General features: G+C 38.2%; 15 protein-coding genes and 1 pseudogene. 11 read left to right on the top strand and 5 right to left on the bottom strand.

The annotated features are described in order from the left end of the window. Positions 1 to 252: 252 nt before the first annotated feature. Together FT12353_RS03800 and FT12353_RS03795 are read right to left on the bottom strand one after the other, a co-directional pair. Complete coding sequence (locus FT12353_RS03800; protein ID WP_203618511.1) at positions 253 to 1,818, bottom strand: DHA2 family efflux MFS transporter permease subunit; 1,566 nt, start codon at positions 1,816 to 1,818, stop codon at positions 253 to 255. Between the two features lie 158 nt (positions 1,819 to 1,976). Further along, a complete protein-coding gene (locus tag FT12353_RS03795) occupies positions 1,977 to 2,504 on the bottom strand; it encodes a PadR family transcriptional regulator (RefSeq protein WP_203618502.1) in 528 nt (175 codons plus the stop codon). Between the two features lie 296 nt (positions 2,505 to 2,800). On the opposite strand from FT12353_RS03795, the pseudogene FT12353_RS08640 reads away from it, so the two are divergent. From FT12353_RS08640 to FT12353_RS03785, 3 genes and pseudogenes are all read left to right on the top strand, one after another. Next, positions 2,801 to 2,899, top strand: a pseudogene (locus FT12353_RS08640) (DMT family transporter); the annotation flags it as partial. Positions 2,900 to 2,950: 51 nt separating this feature from the next. Beyond that, positions 2,951 to 3,565: a hypothetical protein gene (locus tag FT12353_RS03790; RefSeq protein WP_059393277.1), complete on the top strand. Its 615-nt coding sequence runs from the start codon at positions 2,951 to 2,953 to the stop codon at positions 3,563 to 3,565. Positions 3,566 to 3,614: 49 nt separating this feature from the next. Further along, a complete protein-coding gene (locus tag FT12353_RS03785; protein WP_203618500.1) occupies positions 3,615 to 4,226 on the top strand; it encodes a hypothetical protein in 612 nt (203 codons plus the stop codon). A 142-nt stretch (positions 4,227 to 4,368) separates the two neighbouring features. On the opposite strand, the gene FT12353_RS03780 is transcribed toward FT12353_RS03785, so the two are convergent. Continuing rightward, entirely contained in the window at positions 4,369 to 5,283 is a 915-nt protein-coding gene (locus tag FT12353_RS03780) for a helix-turn-helix domain-containing protein (RefSeq protein ID WP_059393327.1), read from the bottom strand. An 82-nt stretch (positions 5,284 to 5,365) separates the two neighbouring features. On the opposite strand from FT12353_RS03780, the gene FT12353_RS03775 reads away from it, so the two are divergent. The 3 genes from FT12353_RS03775 to FT12353_RS03765 all read left to right on the top strand — a co-directional run bounded on the left by FT12353_RS03775 (position 5,366) and on the right by FT12353_RS03765 (position 8,589). Next, positions 5,366 to 6,565, top strand: a complete 1,200-nt coding sequence (locus tag FT12353_RS03775; protein WP_203618498.1) for an MFS transporter — start codon at positions 5,366 to 5,368, stop codon at positions 6,563 to 6,565. A 110-nt stretch (positions 6,566 to 6,675) separates the two neighbouring features. After that, positions 6,676 to 7,170, top strand: a complete 495-nt coding sequence (locus FT12353_RS03770) for a GNAT family N-acetyltransferase (RefSeq protein WP_203618496.1) — start codon at positions 6,676 to 6,678, stop codon at positions 7,168 to 7,170. 669 nt (positions 7,171 to 7,839) lie between these two features. Continuing rightward, positions 7,840 to 8,589 (top strand): helix-turn-helix transcriptional regulator, encoded by a 750-nt coding sequence (locus FT12353_RS03765; RefSeq protein ID WP_203618494.1) that lies wholly within the window; start codon positions 7,840 to 7,842, stop codon positions 8,587 to 8,589. A 169-nt stretch (positions 8,590 to 8,758) separates the two neighbouring features. Here the strand turns inward: FT12353_RS03765 and FT12353_RS03760 are convergent, their stop codons facing one another. Together FT12353_RS03760 and FT12353_RS03755 are read right to left on the bottom strand one after the other, a co-directional pair. Continuing rightward, on the bottom strand, positions 8,759 to 9,577 hold the full coding sequence (locus FT12353_RS03760; protein ID WP_203618492.1) for an exodeoxyribonuclease III: 819 nt from the start codon (positions 9,575 to 9,577) through the stop codon (positions 8,759 to 8,761). Positions 9,578 to 9,637: 60 nt separating this feature from the next. Then, positions 9,638 to 10,471, bottom strand: a complete 834-nt coding sequence (locus tag FT12353_RS03755) for an NAD(P)H-hydrate dehydratase (RefSeq protein WP_059393271.1) — start codon at positions 10,469 to 10,471, stop codon at positions 9,638 to 9,640. A 114-nt stretch (positions 10,472 to 10,585) separates the two neighbouring features. Between FT12353_RS03755 and pepV the strand changes: the two genes are divergently transcribed. The 5 genes from pepV to yihA all read left to right on the top strand — a co-directional run bounded on the left by pepV (position 10,586) and on the right by yihA (position 16,495). Then, positions 10,586 to 12,004 (top strand): dipeptidase PepV, encoded by a 1,419-nt coding sequence (gene pepV / locus FT12353_RS03750; protein ID WP_059393270.1) that lies wholly within the window; start codon positions 10,586 to 10,588, stop codon positions 12,002 to 12,004. Between the two features lie 211 nt (positions 12,005 to 12,215). Further along, positions 12,216 to 12,914: a hypothetical protein gene (locus tag FT12353_RS03745; RefSeq protein WP_059393269.1), complete on the top strand. Its 699-nt coding sequence runs from the start codon at positions 12,216 to 12,218 to the stop codon at positions 12,912 to 12,914. 322 nt (positions 12,915 to 13,236) lie between these two features. Then, positions 13,237 to 14,529 (top strand): trigger factor, encoded by a 1,293-nt coding sequence (gene tig, locus FT12353_RS03740; RefSeq protein ID WP_059393268.1) that lies wholly within the window; start codon positions 13,237 to 13,239, stop codon positions 14,527 to 14,529. A 125-nt stretch (positions 14,530 to 14,654) separates the two neighbouring features. Beyond that, positions 14,655 to 15,908 carry an ATP-dependent Clp protease ATP-binding subunit ClpX gene (gene clpX / locus FT12353_RS03735; protein ID WP_059393267.1) on the top strand — a complete coding sequence of 418 codons (1,254 nt, stop codon included), beginning with the start codon at positions 14,655 to 14,657 and terminating at the stop codon, positions 15,906 to 15,908. 2 nt (positions 15,909 to 15,910) lie between these two features. Then, positions 15,911 to 16,495, top strand: coding sequence for a ribosome biogenesis GTP-binding protein YihA/YsxC (gene yihA, locus FT12353_RS03730; RefSeq protein WP_203618490.1), 585 nt, complete (start codon positions 15,911 to 15,913; stop codon positions 16,493 to 16,495). Positions 16,496 to 16,534 lie beyond the last annotated feature (39 nt).

Raw genomic sequence — 16,534 nt, 5'->3', positions numbered from 1 at the left:
GTCTTTATCGAAATTTTATTTTTTAGACTTGAGAATGGATTCGTTTGATGAAAATAAAGCGTTTTAGTTAAAATTACTTTCTAGCATAATATTTTCTCTTTATGCAAAAAAACAAGTTAAGAGTCTGTTTATTGATAATCTATCAATTTTACCTTTATAGAGTCTATATCTTCTATTAAAATCGATAAGAACTCCCGAATTTTTTGTCCAAATTGCGGAGCTCCTATCATAAGCTTTTTGTTGAATGTTATTTCAATACTTTTTTCTTCTTGAAAAGAAAAGGATGGTAGTAGTTCCTAAGAAGATGAAGGGAACTGCTTTTTGATATAAGTTGCTAAAGGCAAATGTATATGCATTTTTCGCATACTTTTCTATTTTTTTCTTGTTTTCGCTTATTTGAGTACTAATCATACTATTAGCAGGAAGATTAGGAGTACTTTTAGAATTTAGGTTTTGAGAAGCAATTGATCGAGTCGTTTGTTCTTGAATTTTCTGAGTAATGTTACTTGGTAAATTCATTGCTAGAATAGCATTATCGGAGTATTTAATAGTGTTCTTTTCTGCTGATGATAAATTGACATAAAGTCCACTGACAAAAATAGCTACTGACATTGAAATTCCAACTTGTCGTAAGACACTGACTACACTTTGTGCATTACTTAATTGTGCCCCCTTAAAGTCAGAGGCGGCTATAACAGTTATTGGACCAGTAATTAGACCATAGCCAATACCTACAAAGGCACCACTAATGCAAGAGAATAAAACACTCTTTAAAGCATTGAAGTCGGCATAAAAAATATAACCGATTGCCATAAACATAAATCCACTAAAAATTAACCATCTTGTACCGACCTTTTTTAACAAGAAACCAGCAAAAGGGGAGGCAATAAAGATACTGAAGGTGATAGGGGTAATCATGTACGAAGCATTTAATGTGCTTAGATTTTCCACATTAACAAAATAATTGGGCAAAAGAACCGTTACTGCAACTAAAAATAGATTGCTTAAAATAATAACTAAGGATGCTCCTGAAAAATTGCGGTCTTTGAATAGCGATAATGGAACAATTGGGTTACGCGACTTAGATTCCGTAATCATAAAAATGATGAAGGATACGATTGATAAACCGATAACAGCAAGTGTCGTGATTGATGACCACCCCCAAGTTCTACCTTCAATTAGTACTGAGGTAAAAGAAGACAACATGATAATACCTAACAATGAACCAAGAAAATCGATGCTTTGTAGATCTTCTTGAATAATGTCATCATCGTTCAAAGTGAGGGCGCCCAACAAGATAATTAGCAAAGCCAACGGAACATTAATGAAAAAAATCCAATGCCAATTCAAGTATTCTGTAATTACGCCTCCAAAAGTTGGACCCATTGCGGATGCTAATCCTTGTGTCACACCTAAAATAGCGATAACATTCGTACGATTTTTACCAGGTATTAATTCAATTCCCATGGACATCGATAGTGGGAAGAGTATTGCGGCACCAAAACTTTGCAAGATTCTACCAAATAACAAAATCACAAAAGTTGTCGAGAACCCGGAAACTAACGATCCAATTCCAAATAATAAAGCTCCAAAAAAGAAAAAATATTTTTTATTAAAAAACTCAGCAACTCTCGTTAAAGGAATTGTGAAAGATGCAAAAATTATTGTATAAGCATTTAGCGCCCAAGATAAAGTGTCTAAATCCGTATGAATTGTTTTACTAATTTGAGGGAGTGCAACATTCATCACTGTGGTATCTAACATACAAATAAAAATACCTAGGATAAATACTAGTGAAAGGGAATATTTTTTAAACATAGTAACTTCTCCATTTATATTAATAATGTTTATATTAACATTATTAATATAAATTGGAAGTGGCCATTAGTCTAAAATGATTTACAAGTTCATAACAAAAAGTCGGATTCCATTACTTTAATGGAATCCGACACTGTATTGTTTGTTTTTTGTATAAATCAAGACAAGTTTTTTTCTAATTTTTCTGCCTCATTTTCTAGGATTTCTAAAGAACCGGTGTAAAACTTTATACCGTAGTCGTATGTCATTTTTTGTTCTTCAGTCATACCACTTTCTTGCCAATGCTTTAGATTATAGTTTAGCGAACTCAGCTTTTCCTTCACTTGTTTAATTTGCTTTTGCGTAAGTACATATAGTGCTTCTTTATCAAGGTATTCCCCAAAATAAAAGTGAATTAAATAATCTGATTTTAGTTGATCGGGTTTAGGCTCATTTTGAAGAGAAGCTAAAAAGCTATCTTTTCCTTTTTGTGTGATTGAAAAAATATTTTTATTAGGTCGGTCATTTTGCAATATGGTTTTCTTTGTCACTAAGTTATTTTGTTCGAGTTTTGTCAATGTTGGATAAATCATGCCAAAACTGCTATCAAAAAAATGGCTTAATCTATTTTCAATAAAATCCCTAATTTCATATCCAGATAAGCTTTTTTTCATCAGCAAACCTAGAATAACATCTTGTCCCTTCATGCATAGAACTCCTTATATTATTTTGAATCATATTATCATAGTATATATTATATTCTTTTATATTTATATTCGAGCAATTTTAATAGCAAGAATGTTCAGAGCGGGGTTAGGGTGGGAGCTGGAATCTCACCGTTAGCTCATGAAAGATAATCTTTTCTTGAAAAATGCTTTTTTGGTAAGATAGATATATTCGGATACTTTTGAAAAGTTAAATTATTGGGGTATAAAATGAGAAGGTGGTCAAGACAGCAACTATTAATAATGAGATATGGCTTAATTTAAGTTCCGTTGCAGTTATGTCATTAACTCCTATCCTGAATAAGTTTTCTATGTCTACTTTGACTCCTTTGCAGGCGAGTTTTTTAAACGCTCTTTTTCAGCCATTATTACTTATTCAGTTGGATCTTTGGCAAGTCTCTAAAAAATTAACAGAAGGATAACTACTCATGGATGAATTAATAGAAGTTAATAAGATACTCAAGATAAGAGCAAAGAAAAATTTAAAATGGCAAATATTAGTTGCTCTGGTTGCAATTATTTGGTGTATGCCACTTCTATATTTGGATCTATCATTAGTTATTCAGAATAAAATGAACATTGAAATATTTAGGGATCTCGTTTTAATTAGCTTTTTATACATTCTGCTGATATTTTCAACTAAGAACATTTTTAGGATTCGAAAAACCATTAAATTATCATTCCAGAGGAACATAGTTCATCTCCATGATATTAATGAAATTAACAAGATTAGCCAAATCAATGACTGGACTAAAAATAAAGCACTTCGCATAATGAAGCACATTTTTTATCCTTCCTCACAAAAACCTTACTTTTTTTGGGGTGTTCTTGAATTAAAAACCACATACTATATGGTCTTTATCGACTTTTATAAGAATAATCAGTTAATTGTTTGCGAGATTGATAAAGAACAACTAAATCAATGCCCAGAAAAAGATAAAATAGAAAAAACCATTACAAAAGCTAAAATCAGAGCAAAAAAGTATAACAAACCATTATTTAGTTATTCGCATGTATCGTTCATTTTTTACATCAAAAACTAATAACAATAATCATAAACAATTAGAATGGTGACTATAAAGGAGACAAGCAATGCAGAGCTTTTTAGCAATTAAATCAGATCTTCGAAAAAAACAACGTCATAGTAAAAAATGGCGTTTTGCACTATACATTCCTCTTATTTGTGGGAGCATTTGGCTCATTCATTCGATTTATTTAGTCAATTCTCTCCAATTAAATGATGTTATCAATCCGAACCTGTTTTTGATTGTAGATTTACTTTTGATTGCGATTTTAATGGAAGATGCTTTCTTTTTCTTTATATTTCTTTTTTTTCACCGCATTGATCGGATAACAAAGACAGAAAATGAAATCATTGACATAGCAACTAAAACTCAGGTAGATGAATGGCTGTCTCAAAATAAAAAATTAATCGCTAATTCTATTTTATCGTCGACTTTATTTATTAAAAAAAATTCCTACTATTCTTGGGGTGTCATCAATCAAGACGACTATTATCAGATTGTTTTTATTGACCTTTCAAAGAAGAATACCTTGGTCATATTGACTATTCAAAAATCAGAAGTCCATCAATACGACGAAGAAAACACCATTGAAAACCTAATTGATACAATTCAAAAAAAGGCTAGGGAATTACAGAAGCCAATACGAAAACAATTCTATACCTCTTCTCGTTTTTTTTAATAATTAGCTCACAGAAAGTATTTCAAAAAAGTAAGAAATTGTCTCCAGAATTGATATTAACCTCGAAATTTAGACAGATTTCGGAGTTTTATTATGTCCAAATTATCAAAAGTAGTTATCTAACTAATTTTTCTACGTTAATTCAATCAAAACTATTTAAATGAGTTAAGTCTACATTTTTAAATTTGAAAACATCCTCTAATTCATCTTTACTTAAAAATTTCGATAAATAATTTTTTTCATTCAGCACAAATTGAGCATCATCATGTATTAAAAAAGTAATGACATTGGACTTTTTAATAAGCATTAATCCGCTTTCTTTATTGTCACCAGTGTATAGAGTCAGTCCTTTTAAATTCAATAACCGTGCCCGATGGTAATAGTCTCTCTCCTGATTTTGAAAGTAAGAAATTAGATTATCCAAGAGCTGTTGGGCAACAACCGCATTTTTCTGTTCAAGCATATGTAAAATCATATTATTGTAAATATAAAAGAGCATTGAGAAACTGTCATATCTGAAAAGGTCATATAATATGGCCTTTTTTTGCAGTTCTAAAAATAAATTTAACATGAATCTTTCTTCGAGAAAAGGGATTGCATGCCCAAAAAGATAAAGTTCAAAGAATGTCCAGTTGGTGATACTTTGAAAATAATTTTGTAGAGTATTAATTTCATCTCCAGTAATGGTAGCTTTACCAAGAGTCGTTAACATCATTTTGATCTGGATTGCTTGTAGCTTGGAGAATTTATCAGACTTATTTTGCCATCGTCGTAGGTGATCATTTAAGGAATCAATATCGGATGATTGGTAGGCTTTTTGTAGGGAGGGTAGAAAATCATTTAGATAGTTATTTGATTTTTGATAAGAGAATTCAAATTCTGAAAGTTGAACATTAATCCTATCCAACAATTCTAGTAAGTGCATGAAGGAAATATCGGTCAATCCTCTTTCAAATTTAGACAAAAAAGTATATGAAACAATGCCACTGCTTGCTTCTTTTAAAGTGATATTTTTTCCTTTTCGAAATGTCTTAAAAACTTCACCGATTTCAGCCATAATTTTACCTATATGCACATTTTGTCTCTTTCTGATATGCGTATTCTATCATTAGGGCATACTTTTAGAAAGAGGTTGATGAATGCTTAGTTTTCAGAAAAAAAGTTTTCACCTGTTGTGGTTGAGCTTCTTAGTTTCTACTTTAGGGGATTGGATGTATCGCCTTGCCTTACCAATCATTGTTTTGTCAAAAACTGGTTCGGCTTACCACGCGGCGACTGCATTTGGCATATCATTTATACCCTGGGTTTTATTCTCATTGATAGGGGGTGTATTGGCAGATAGCTATTCTAAAAGAAAAATATTAGTTGTTGGTAATATCTTTGCATCAATTTTTAGTTGCTTTCTTTTATTTACTTTAAGTATAAAGAACATTAATTTTACCTTTTTATACCTAGTTGTATTTTTGTTAGCTTCTGTTGATCCGTTAATTCACCCAAGCTTTCAAAGTATTATTCCAGAAATTATAAAACGAGACGATTATGTAAAAGCGAATGCATTGATTCAAACAATTGATAATACATTAACCATTGTAGGCCCATTAGCAGGTGGCAGTGTTATCATGCTAATAGGGGGTATCAATGCGCTTTGGTTTGATACTTTTTCTTTTATCCTTTCGGCTTGCATTTTATATGCTTTACCAAAGACTGAAAAAGGGCACACGAAAAAAATGACGCTTAACACTATTAAAAAGGACATTTTAGATGGTGTTAAATATAGTTTTCAACAAAAGGTTATTTTTAGCGGATCTTTGATGTTCTTTATGACAAATTTTGCTCTTAATATGTTTGAGGCCAACTATATTTTTTATATGACGAAGGCATTAGGATACCCGCTGATAGATGCAACAATTGCCTTATCTATAGGTGGCGTCGGCGCATTAATAGCTGGACCAGTCAGTTCATTAATTGTTGAGCGATTTCGATCTGGGGTGCTACTATCCATCAGCACAGTGTTAGCGGGATTAAGTACACTTTTATTGTTGATCAATACCAATTACATTTATATTGGCGTTATTTTAGGATTGGTTAGTTTCTTTGGCACAATCAACGTTATCACTTATTTCACACTGCGACAACGTACCGTTCCGAGTGACCAACTAGGTCGAGTTGTTTCTGTTACTAGAATGGTTTCTTATGCTTCCATTCCGGTTGGATCTTGGTTTGGTGGTTTACTGTTAAATCAAGGTGTTTCGATGGCTTGGGTCATCTTAATAGCAGGAGTATTAAGGGCAAGTGCTGGGGTAGGAGCAGCGGTATCGCCGTTGGCTCATGAAAAATAATTTATTTTCTTTAAATAAATAGATAATATGTTTTTTTATAGTGGTTATAGATTAGTTTATTTACAGTGACTGTTTGATAGAATAAGCTAAACATGAATTAGGGGAGACTTATGCAGCTGAGAAAATTAACAATGCGTGATGAAATTGCCTACAAAAATTATAAAAACTCTTGGAAGGAAAAGATGGTGCCAACATCTTCATTTACTAATCAAACTTTCCCCGACTTTGTTCAAAAACTAAAAAAAGACAAGTTGAATAAGGACGGTAAGTTTGTTCCAGCAGAAACTCTTTTTTTATTTGCTAATGATGTAATTGTTGGTGGTGTTCAAATTAGATACGATTTGACTAAAAATTTAATGATTGAAGGTGGTCATATTGGCTACGGAGTTAGTCCTGATTTTAGAGGGTTAGGGTATGGTAATCAGTTACTGGGATTAGGCCTTGAAAAATTAAGGGAAAAAGGTATTCGTCAAGCTGTATTGACTTGTAATAGTTCTAATGAAAATTCTAAAAAAATCATTTTAAAAAACCATGGTGTTTTGGACGCTAGATACACTATTGAGGACCAGGTAAAAGAACGTTACCTAATCAATATAACTAGTTGATATAACACGTCTTATAAAAAGTAAAAGCCCACAACCTGGTGAATATCAGGATTGTGGGCTTTTTGTGAAATTATCTTTGATGAGAATCTTTATGAACGCGTTTATCTAAATAATAACCCATTAATAATGAAACAAAAAAATACACTACTATCGCTAAAATACTCTTGATCAATCCAAAATTAATTATCTTAAGCACAAAAAAAGTAAGCACATAGTACACAGTTGTACTCATCAAATAAAATAAAAAGTTTTTCTTCAAATATTGTTTCAAAATTCTCTCCAGTTTACACTCTCTGAATAAAAATTATCTTTGAGAATTATCATTAGATTTTTTTCCAAAGACCGCTGGAAGTAAAAAACAGTTCGAAATGACTGCTGAAAATGGAATAACAGCACCCCAAAAACCTTCTGATACGAAATCAAAAAATAGCCAATAGAGTTCAGCAATTAGTATAAGTATCATGATAATTTTAGCGAATTTATGTTGAGTCAATACTTTTCTCCCTTATTTTCTTTTTTTAATTATATCAAAAAAGAGGTCACTATATTTGCTGACGAATATAACAGAAGGACACTAATAGCCATGGTGCAAGTATAACTTGCTTTACGAATGATAGTCTTTCTTGCTAGTCTTATAAGAGTAAATTCTCTAAATTAAAGGTGAAAGACATGAGTTTTGAGCAAGACATTAAAAGGCTTCGTCAAAGTAAGAAAATGACCCAGCAAGAATTAGCTGATATTCTACACGTCAGTCGTCAAACTGTGTCGACCTGGGAAAATGGGAAGAATTATCCTAGTTTGGAAATTTTGAGAAGCATTTGTGTTTTGTTTGATGTGTCTTTCGAACAAATTATGTTTGGAGAAGAAAACACAATGAAAAATAAGCAAGATATGGCGACGGCAATTGATCGGGAGGTGAAATTAAAAACACGCTATAAAAAATTAACGATTATATTGGCAACGATTTTTGTCTTCTTTGGTGCTTGGATTAGCGTGCTGGTTTTTGGTTATTCAAAAGGTGTTGCGACAATTGATCGTTGGAACCCGTTTTTGACGTATCAAGTTTCTTATACAAAAATGCCAGCTTTAACAAAGAAAGATAGCCAACGTGAATGGACAGCTTGGTATTCTGATAATGAAATGGGCACCTCTTGGACAAAGTTAACGCTATCAACTGGTGAAAATCCTGGCGTTGTAGAACCCTATGTGATGGCTTATCATAAGGGCAGTTATGTCAAAACAAGCCGAATTGTTCCTGCAAGCGAAGTTAGCACGCTTGTTCGAGGAGACCTGGAGACTTTTGAAAAATATCAACAAGAAACATCCAAAATAGGTGCGAGCGATGATTCTAATTTTCAAAAGGATTTGAAAAAGAAAGTGCATCTCACCGATACAATTCGAACAATAAATAACAATTAGCATTACAAAAGGGGCCGTTATTCGAATACACAGTAGCGGCCCCTTTTAAATTTTTCTAAGCGATACAGTTGTTCTTCATCAAAGTGCATCTTGTCCATTTTTAAAAGAATAACTTATTTTTTGATAAAAGCCCTCACCAGTGAGCAATCACCGATGAGGGCTTTATTTGTTATAGGTCGATAGTCAATTCAATTGGAGCATGGTCCTGTCTGGCACCGGTATCAACAACCTTGATATCTTGAACCTGATCGGCAATCCGGTTTGAAACTAAGTAATAGTCAATCCGCCAACCAGAGTTATTAATCTTAGAAGTTTTAACTCGCTGTGCCCACCATGTATAGATATCTGCTTGTCCAGGGTTCTTGGCGCGCAGGGTATCGGTGTAACCGTCATCCAGCAACAAGGTAAACTTTTCGCGTTCCTCATCTGTAAAGCCAGCGGAATGGTGGTTGGTGCTTGGATGCTTCAGGTCAATTTCTTCGTGGGCAACGTTAAAGTCACCGGAAAAGATGACGGGCTTTTTTTCATTCAAACCATCAATATAGGCCCGGTAGGCATCATCCCATGCCTGACGGTCCTCAAGCCGGTCTAATTTTGAACCGGCATTGGGGGTGTAGACCGTGGAAACAAAGAAATCTTTGTATTCAAGGGTGACAATCCGTCCTTCTTGATCCATTTCACCAGGGGCGCCAATCGTTGGGTAGTCAACGGCAACTGGTTCTTCTTTAGCAATCATCATGGTACCAGCGTAAGACTTTCTGGCTGTTGATGAGTTGGTGTAAAAGTGATAATCCGGGAAGAGTTCAGTCAAGGCGGCGAGGTGCTTTTTAGTTAAGCCAGAGTCCTTGAGTTTCGTTTCCTGGATGGCGAGGACGTCTGGCTTTTGCGCAGCCAAATCAGATAAAACGCCCCAGGTCATCTTGCCACGATCTGAACTGTGTTCGACAGCGGCGTTAATGGAGTCAATATTCCACGAAATAAATTTCATTATGTCTCAGTATCCTTTGCTGATTTTAGTTGAGAGTGAACCCACTTTGGTAAATGTTGGTTAGAGCGTTGGGGTTTGGTCCGCCATTTCCTTCATGAAGGCCGGGAGGGCCTTAGCAATTTCGGTTGGTAAGGTGACGTAGGCCGTGTCCGCTAAACGCTCTGCAATTGCTGAATGACTGTAGACGGCTGCCAAAACGGCTCTATTTGTGTCTTGAAATTGAGCTACAAAGGCCGCAATGACGCCAGCTAGCGTATCGCCCATGCCGCCAGTTGCCTGGTAGGGGCCACCAACCGTCAGTTGGTAAAGCTCATTTTCCAAGTATACCTGAGTCTGGTCAGACTTCAAAACCAAAATTGGTTCAGGATTCATGGCAACAAGGGCCTCCCAATTATTGTCTTCTTTTGCTTGGTCAGCGATGGCGACTTGACCAAAACGTTGCCACTCCATTTGATGGGGCGTTAAGATAATTTGGCCCTTTGGTAGGGGCAGATTTTCCTGTGCCATCATGGTCAAGGCTGATCCATCCAAAATCACCTTATGCTTGTCGGTGAGTTCTTTTAGGGCTTGCTTTAAAATGGTTAATTCATTTCCTAAACCAGAACCAATGAGGACGACGTCCACGCCGGCAATTAAATCCGATAGGTCTTGATGATAGTCAACGACCATGGCCTCTGGTAAGCGGGCGTGGAGGGCGGTTTTATTAACGGGGTCGGTGGCCACCGTGACTAAACCAGCACCACCGTAAATGGCGGCTTGGGCATTCATGATGGCTGCCCCGCCTAGGTTTTGGTTACCCGCGACGATTAAAATTTTGCCGAAAGTGCCCTTATGCGATTGGCGTGGTCGAACTTGAATGACTTCTTGCACGATTTTCTCAGTTAATTTAATCATTTTTCACCTCTCTGCTAAGCATTTTACGCCTAAGATGTGTATAATGAAAATAACTTAATGAGAAAATAATGAAAAAGGTGAGAGCGACTTTGGTCACTTCCCACAAGGAGGTCTTTGATGATTGATTGGCAGGCAAAAGCTAAGGAAGAAGAACAGGCTTACTTGGCTGATTTGAAGGAGTTTTTGAAAATCCCTTCTGTTCGTGACGATAGCAAGAAGACGGCGGATGCACCGTTGGGACCTGGTCCTAAGGATGCGTTGGTTCATATTTTGGCCTTGGCCGACCGAGATGGCTTTACAACTAAGAACATTGATAACTTGGTTGGTTACATTGAAATTGGTCCCAAGGATGCTGATGAATATGTCGCCTTGCTTTCTCACGTGGACGTTATGCCCGCTGGTGAAGGTTGGGAAACAGATCCGTTTGATCCCGTCATTGAAGACGGTAAGGTGATTGCCCGTGGGGCATCTGATGATAAGGGACCTGGTTTGGCTGCCTATTACGGCTTTAAGATGATTCGTGATTTGGACTTGCCATTGAAGCGTCGTGTCCGCTTGATTTTCGGTACTGATGAAGAAAACGATTGGACTGGCATGACGCGCTACTTCGAAGTTGAACCAGCACCAGCCTTTGGTTTCTCCCCTGATGCCGAATATCCAATTATTAACGGTGAAAAGGGAAACTTGCAGGTGAACATCACTTCACCAGCAACGAACGGGGATGATGCCCAGTTGCTTTCATTTGAATCAGGAATTCGGACGAACATGGTGCCGGGTGTTGCCCGCGCTGCGGTATCGGGCCTTGCCGCTGACCAGGTGGAAGCTGATTTTGCAGCCTTCTTGACTGATAACCCTCAGGTGTCTGGAACGGTGACAACAGATGGGGACCAATTGTCCTTTGAAGTCTTTGGTAAGCAGGTCCACGGTTCTTTGCCTGAAACGGGTGAAAACGCCGGAACTTACTTGGCAAAGTTCTTGAAGCAATATGACTTTGGTGGCACAGCTACTCACTTCCTAGCTTACTTGGGTGATTTGTCACACGATGATCCAACTGGTCAAAAATTAGGTGTCAACCATGTTGACGACGTGATGGGTGCCTTGTCAATGAACGTTGGAATCCAAAAGTTCGATTTGGAAAAGGGCGTTTACATCAACTTTAACTTCCGTTATCCAAAGGGTATCGAACCAGCATTTATCGAGGAAAAGTTAGCAAAGGCAATGCCAGCCTGGGATTACTCAGCCAAGATTGGTGGCCATGCTCAGGTGCCACACTACGTTTCACCTGAGGATCCAGTTGTTAAGACTTTGTTGAACATTTACCACGACCAAACTGGCCTAGAAGCACATGACCAAGTGATTGGTGGTGGGACTTACGGCCGCTTGATGGACCGCGGGGTTGCCTTTGGGGCTTTATTCCCTGACTCACCAGATACGATGCACCAGGTTGGCGAATTTGCCTTGGTTGATGACCTTGTTCGTTCAATGGGAATCTACGGTCAAGCCATTGTGGACTTAGCTAATTTGCCCGAATAAAAATCAGTAAAGCGATGCACACTCTGAAAGCTAAAACATCTTTTAGGGAGTGCACTCATCAAAGTCAGACTTTTGTCTGGCTTTTTATTTTGGCCAATAATAATTGTCTTTAAAATGTAACCGCTTTGCATGTAAAAAATAAAAGAGTCGTTTTTTGATTCTCATATAATGAACCTAATTCGAGTTAGCGAGAGTTAGGGGAGTTAGAGAGATGAGAATAGAAGACTTTTTTCATGAATATAACCATCGCCATGAAAACGATGACCTGGTCGGTGAAATTGAAGAAATTCAAGATTACTGGCAAAAAATGCGCCAATCACGCCGGAGTCTTGTGGGCTTTGCACCAGAGGAGCTATTACGGACTGACGGGCAAATAATGGAATCAGACCAGGTTTATGAACAATTGATTGAGAAAAAGGCGGAACTGATTTCTCATGGCGGATCCTATCCTTTAATGGAAACTGACCTGCGTGAAGCCGGCTTTAATCATAAAATTGAGACGATCGACAAGATGGAGGTTATAACTGGTGACTACATGTGGGGACAGCAGAATAATACCTTTACTGTAGTTGGGGATGACCTCATCGCTTCTAGTTATTTTGTCAAAATGGGGACGGAAGAAACGGATGATTTAAACTTTAAAAGTGAGCGATTGATGGCTAAGACTGATTTCTTCCGGGCCTTGAAAGATCTTCGAGTTGGTAGCTGGGAGAGAAAGTACGTGGATGAAAGTGTCATGGATGCGACTCAGTGGAGTGTGCGCATTTATTTCAATCACGGATTGGAGGTCTTGACCATCGAGGGTAGCAACGATTATCCAGACAACATGGAAGAATTCAATCGTGTCTTTGATTTGAACGTATTTGACGATGCGGGTGTGGACGATGAAGGTGAATTTGTCGAATTATGATGGCCAGAAGATCAATGGCTAGTTAGAAAGGTGTAAAGAATGGGAAAGGACCGCTATGCTAGACTTTGTGAGAGGGACATAGCGGTTTTTATGTGAAACAATTTAGAAGAATCTGCCAGAGGGTAGGTGCTTGCTAGTTCAACGGGGATGAAAAAATATGGATGGATAGTCTTTTTGGTCTAGTTTTTGAGCAAAAGTTGGTTGAAGGGCAATCAATCATTGCTATTACTTGCTAATCGCCATGAGCATATTGGTCGCTGGCCTTGATAAAATCAGTCATTTGGTCTAAAATTATATAGAACTTATTTTTGGAGGATTTAACATGTCTAAATGGACAGCTGCTGCGGACGCAAACCGCGGTACACTAGAATTTTCAATTGCTCAAGCTGATGTACAAAAGGCCTTGAAGCCAGCATTTGACAAGAACAAGAACCAAATTGCCGTACCAGGTTTCCGTAAGGGTAAGGTACCAATGTCATTGTTCATGCAAAAGTTTGGTGAAGAAGCATTGTACCAAGACGTCATGGATATCGTTTTGCCAGCCGCTTATGACGCAGCTGTTGCTGAACAAGGCATCACAGTTGTTGGTCGCCCTGACATCGTTCCAGTTTCAATGGACAAGGGTGCTGACTGGCAAATGAAGGCCGAAGTAGCCGTTGCCCCTGAAATCAAGTTGGGTGATTACACTGGTTTGTCTGTTGAAAAGCAAGACGCCACTGTATCAGACGAAGAAGTTGATGCTGAAATCAAGCGCCAACAAGAAAACCAAGCTGAATTGGTTTTGCAAGAAGACGGCACAAAGGCTGAAAATGGCGACACGGTTGTCATTGACTTTGATGGTTCTGTTGACGGCGACCACTTCGATGGTGGACAAGCTAAGGATTATTCTTTGGAATTGGGCTCAGGCTCATTTATCCCAGGATTTGAAGACCAATTGGTTGGTCATGTAGCCGGTGACGATGTTGACGTTAAGGTTACTTTCCCTGAAGAATATCAAGCTAAGGACTTGGCTGGTAAGGAAGCTTTGTTTGAAGTAAAGCTTCACGAAATCAAGCGTAAGTCATTGCCTGATTTGGATGATGAATTTGCCAAGGACGTTGATGAAGACGTTGAAACTTTGGCTGAATTGAAGGAAAAGACAAAGAAGAACTTGCAAGAAGCACGTGACGAAGCAGCTAAGGATGCTTTCGAAGATGCTGCTGTGCAAGCCGCAGTTGACAATGCTGAAGTTGTTGGTGGCAACTTGCCAGAAGAGATGATCCACGAAGACGTTGATCGTCAAATGCAACAATACTTGGCTCAATTGCAACAACAAGGCATTTCACCAGAAATGTTCTTCCAGATTTCTGGTCAAACTCAGGAATCATTCCACAAGCAATTTGAAGAAGGTGCTGACAACCGCGTTAAGACAAACTTGGTTTTGGAAGCGATTGTTAAGGCCGAAAAGATTGATCCAAGCGCTGATGAAGTTGCTGCCGAAGTTAAGTCATTGGCTGATCAATACAATATTTCAGAAGAACAAGTTAAGCAATCATTGTCAGATGATTTGTTGAAGCACGACATTGCTATGAAGGCAGTCGTTGACAAGATTGTTTCATCTGCCAAGGCGAAGTAAGCCAGTGAAAAAGCCCGGTCGGGCTTTTTTTCTTACATAGCCTACTGATTTAGGCAGCTGTTCTTGTTGAACAAGCCGGCAGGCGAGTGCTAATGCCGGAGAAAGACGATATAGAGGGGGATATTATGGTCCAAACACCGAATGAAACCACTCCAGTCCACTGCTCTTTTTGTGGTAAGGATGCTGATGAAGTCAAGAAGCTAGTCGCTGGTCCTGATGGATTATATATTTGTAACGAGTGTATCGCATTGGCTGATCAAATCATCCAAGAAGAGATGCGAGTTGACCAGCAGTCTGAGCAGTTGACTTTGCCAACGCCAAAGGAAATCGTTGAGAATCTGAACGATTACGTGATTGGCCAAGAAGATGCCAAGAAGACCTTGGCGGTGGCGGTCTATAACCACTACAAGCGCGTGAATGAAAATGCTTTGAAGACGACGGATGTTGAATTGCAAAAGTCAAACATCGCTTTGCTAGGGCCAACTGGATCAGGAAAGACTTACTTGGCCCAATCATTAGCAAAGATTTTGCAAGTTCCATTCGCCATTGCGGATGCAACAACGTTGACAGAAGCTGGCTATGTCGGTGAAGACGTTGAAAACATCTTGCTCAAGCTTTTGCAGGCCGCTGATTTTGATGTGGAATCTGCTCAACGTGGTATTATCTATGTCGATGAAATTGACAAGATTGCTAAAAAATCAGAAAACGTTTCGATTACCCGTGATGTTTCGGGTGAAGGAGTCCAACAGGCTTTGCTGAAGATGTTGGAAGGAACGATTGCTTCCGTGCCACCACAAGGTGGTCGTAAGCACCCACAACAGGAGTTAATCCAAGTTGATACCACCAACATCCTCTTTATCGTTGGTGGTGCCTTTGCTGGCCTCGATACGTTGATTAAGGAACGTTTGGGAAGTCGAGTAATCGGTTTTGGTTCAAGCACATCAGACCAGGCCAAGGCCTTGGATAAGCCAAATGTTTTGAAGAATGTTGAACCGGAAGATTTGACGAAGTTTGGTTTGATTCCAGAATTTATTGGGCGTTTGCCAATTATCACGGTTTTGGATGAGTTAACCGTGGAGGATTTGACCCACATTTTGACGCAACCAAAGAACGCCTTGGTTAAGCAGTACCAGGCATTGCTTGGCTTGGATGGCGTTGAGTTGGAATTCCAGCCTGCTGCCTTGTCTGCTATGGCTGATTTGGCTATTGAACGAGGCACTGGTGCCCGTGGTTTGCGCTCAATCATTGAAAACGTCATGAAGGATACGATGTTTGATATCCCAAGTCGTGATGATGTTGAAAAGGTTGTAATCACTAAGGCGTCTGTAACGTCTGGTAAGGAACCCGAGCTGGTTTTGAAGAAAGATAAAAAGGACTAAGTATGGACGTTCATAACGTTGAAATGGTGATGTCAGCGGTCTCACCAAGCCAATATCCTACGGACGGTCGGGCGGAATTTGCCTTGGTCGGTCGGTCAAATGTTGGCAAGTCATCATTGACGAATACCCTGATTAATCGTAAAAATTTTGCCCGGACTTCCGGTCAGCCTGGAAAAACTCAAACATTGAACTTTTATGATGTGGAGGGAAAGCTCTACTTCGTTGATGTTCCTGGTTATGGTTATGCGAAGGTTTCCAAAAAGAAGCGTGAAGCCTTTGGTCAGATGATTGAGACCTACATTAGTTCTCGGAAGCAGCTTCGTGGTGTGATTTCTTTGGTTGATGCGCGCCATAAGCCAAGCGAAGAGGACATCATGATGTACAATTGGCTGGCATATTACAATATTCCGGTCCTCTTGGTCGCAACTAAGTCTGATAAGATTGCCCGCGGAAAATTAAACCAATCTGAATCAATTATCAAAAAGGCAGTTGATTTTGATGCTGAAAATTCTGATTTCCAATTTTTCTCTTCCGTTACTAAATCAGGAAAAGATGAAGTTTGGCAATGGATTGAAGACCGGCTTTAAACTTATAAAAATACAACTATACCATTGACTATTTTTCGT

It is taken from the genome of Fructobacillus tropaeoli (genome assembly GCF_016860625.1).
GTDB classification, from domain to species: Bacteria; Bacillota; Bacilli; order Lactobacillales; family Lactobacillaceae; genus Fructobacillus; species Fructobacillus tropaeoli.
The sequence above is the reverse complement of the archived record's forward strand: the minus strand, read 5'-3'. Positions and strand labels throughout refer to the sequence as shown.

Bases quoted from the DNA above. Each gene is read 5' to 3' on its own strand.
- FT12353_RS03785 (WP_203618500.1), top strand. From the start codon at position 3,615: ATGCAGAGCTTTTTAGCAATTAAATCAGATCTTCGAAAAAAACAACGT.
- clpX (WP_059393267.1), top strand. From the start codon at position 14,655: ATGGTCCAAACACCGAATGAAACCACTCCAGTCCACTGCTCTTTTTGT.
- FT12353_RS03770 (WP_203618496.1), top strand. From the start codon at position 6,676: ATGCAGCTGAGAAAATTAACAATGCGTGATGAAATTGCCTACAAAAAT.
- FT12353_RS03780 (WP_059393327.1), bottom strand. From the start codon at position 5,283: ATGGCTGAAATCGGTGAAGTTTTTAAGACATTTCGAAAAGGAAAAAAT.
- FT12353_RS03760 (WP_203618492.1), bottom strand. From the start codon at position 9,577: ATGAAATTTATTTCGTGGAATATTGACTCCATTAACGCCGCTGTCGAA.
- yihA (WP_203618490.1), top strand. From the start codon at position 15,911: ATGGACGTTCATAACGTTGAAATGGTGATGTCAGCGGTCTCACCAAGC.
- FT12353_RS03790 (WP_059393277.1), top strand. From the start codon at position 2,951: ATGGATGAATTAATAGAAGTTAATAAGATACTCAAGATAAGAGCAAAG.
- FT12353_RS03775 (WP_203618498.1), top strand. From the start codon at position 5,366: ATGCTTAGTTTTCAGAAAAAAAGTTTTCACCTGTTGTGGTTGAGCTTC.
- FT12353_RS03800 (WP_203618511.1), bottom strand. From the start codon at position 1,818: ATGTTTAAAAAATATTCCCTTTCACTAGTATTTATCCTAGGTATTTTT.
- FT12353_RS03795 (WP_203618502.1), bottom strand. From the start codon at position 2,504: ATGAAGGGACAAGATGTTATTCTAGGTTTGCTGATGAAAAAAAGCTTA.
- FT12353_RS03755 (WP_059393271.1), bottom strand. From the start codon at position 10,471: ATGATTAAATTAACTGAGAAAATCGTGCAAGAAGTCATTCAAGTTCGA.
- FT12353_RS03745 (WP_059393269.1), top strand. From the start codon at position 12,216: ATGAGAATAGAAGACTTTTTTCATGAATATAACCATCGCCATGAAAAC.
- tig (WP_059393268.1), top strand. From the start codon at position 13,237: ATGTCTAAATGGACAGCTGCTGCGGACGCAAACCGCGGTACACTAGAA.
- FT12353_RS03765 (WP_203618494.1), top strand. From the start codon at position 7,840: ATGAGTTTTGAGCAAGACATTAAAAGGCTTCGTCAAAGTAAGAAAATG.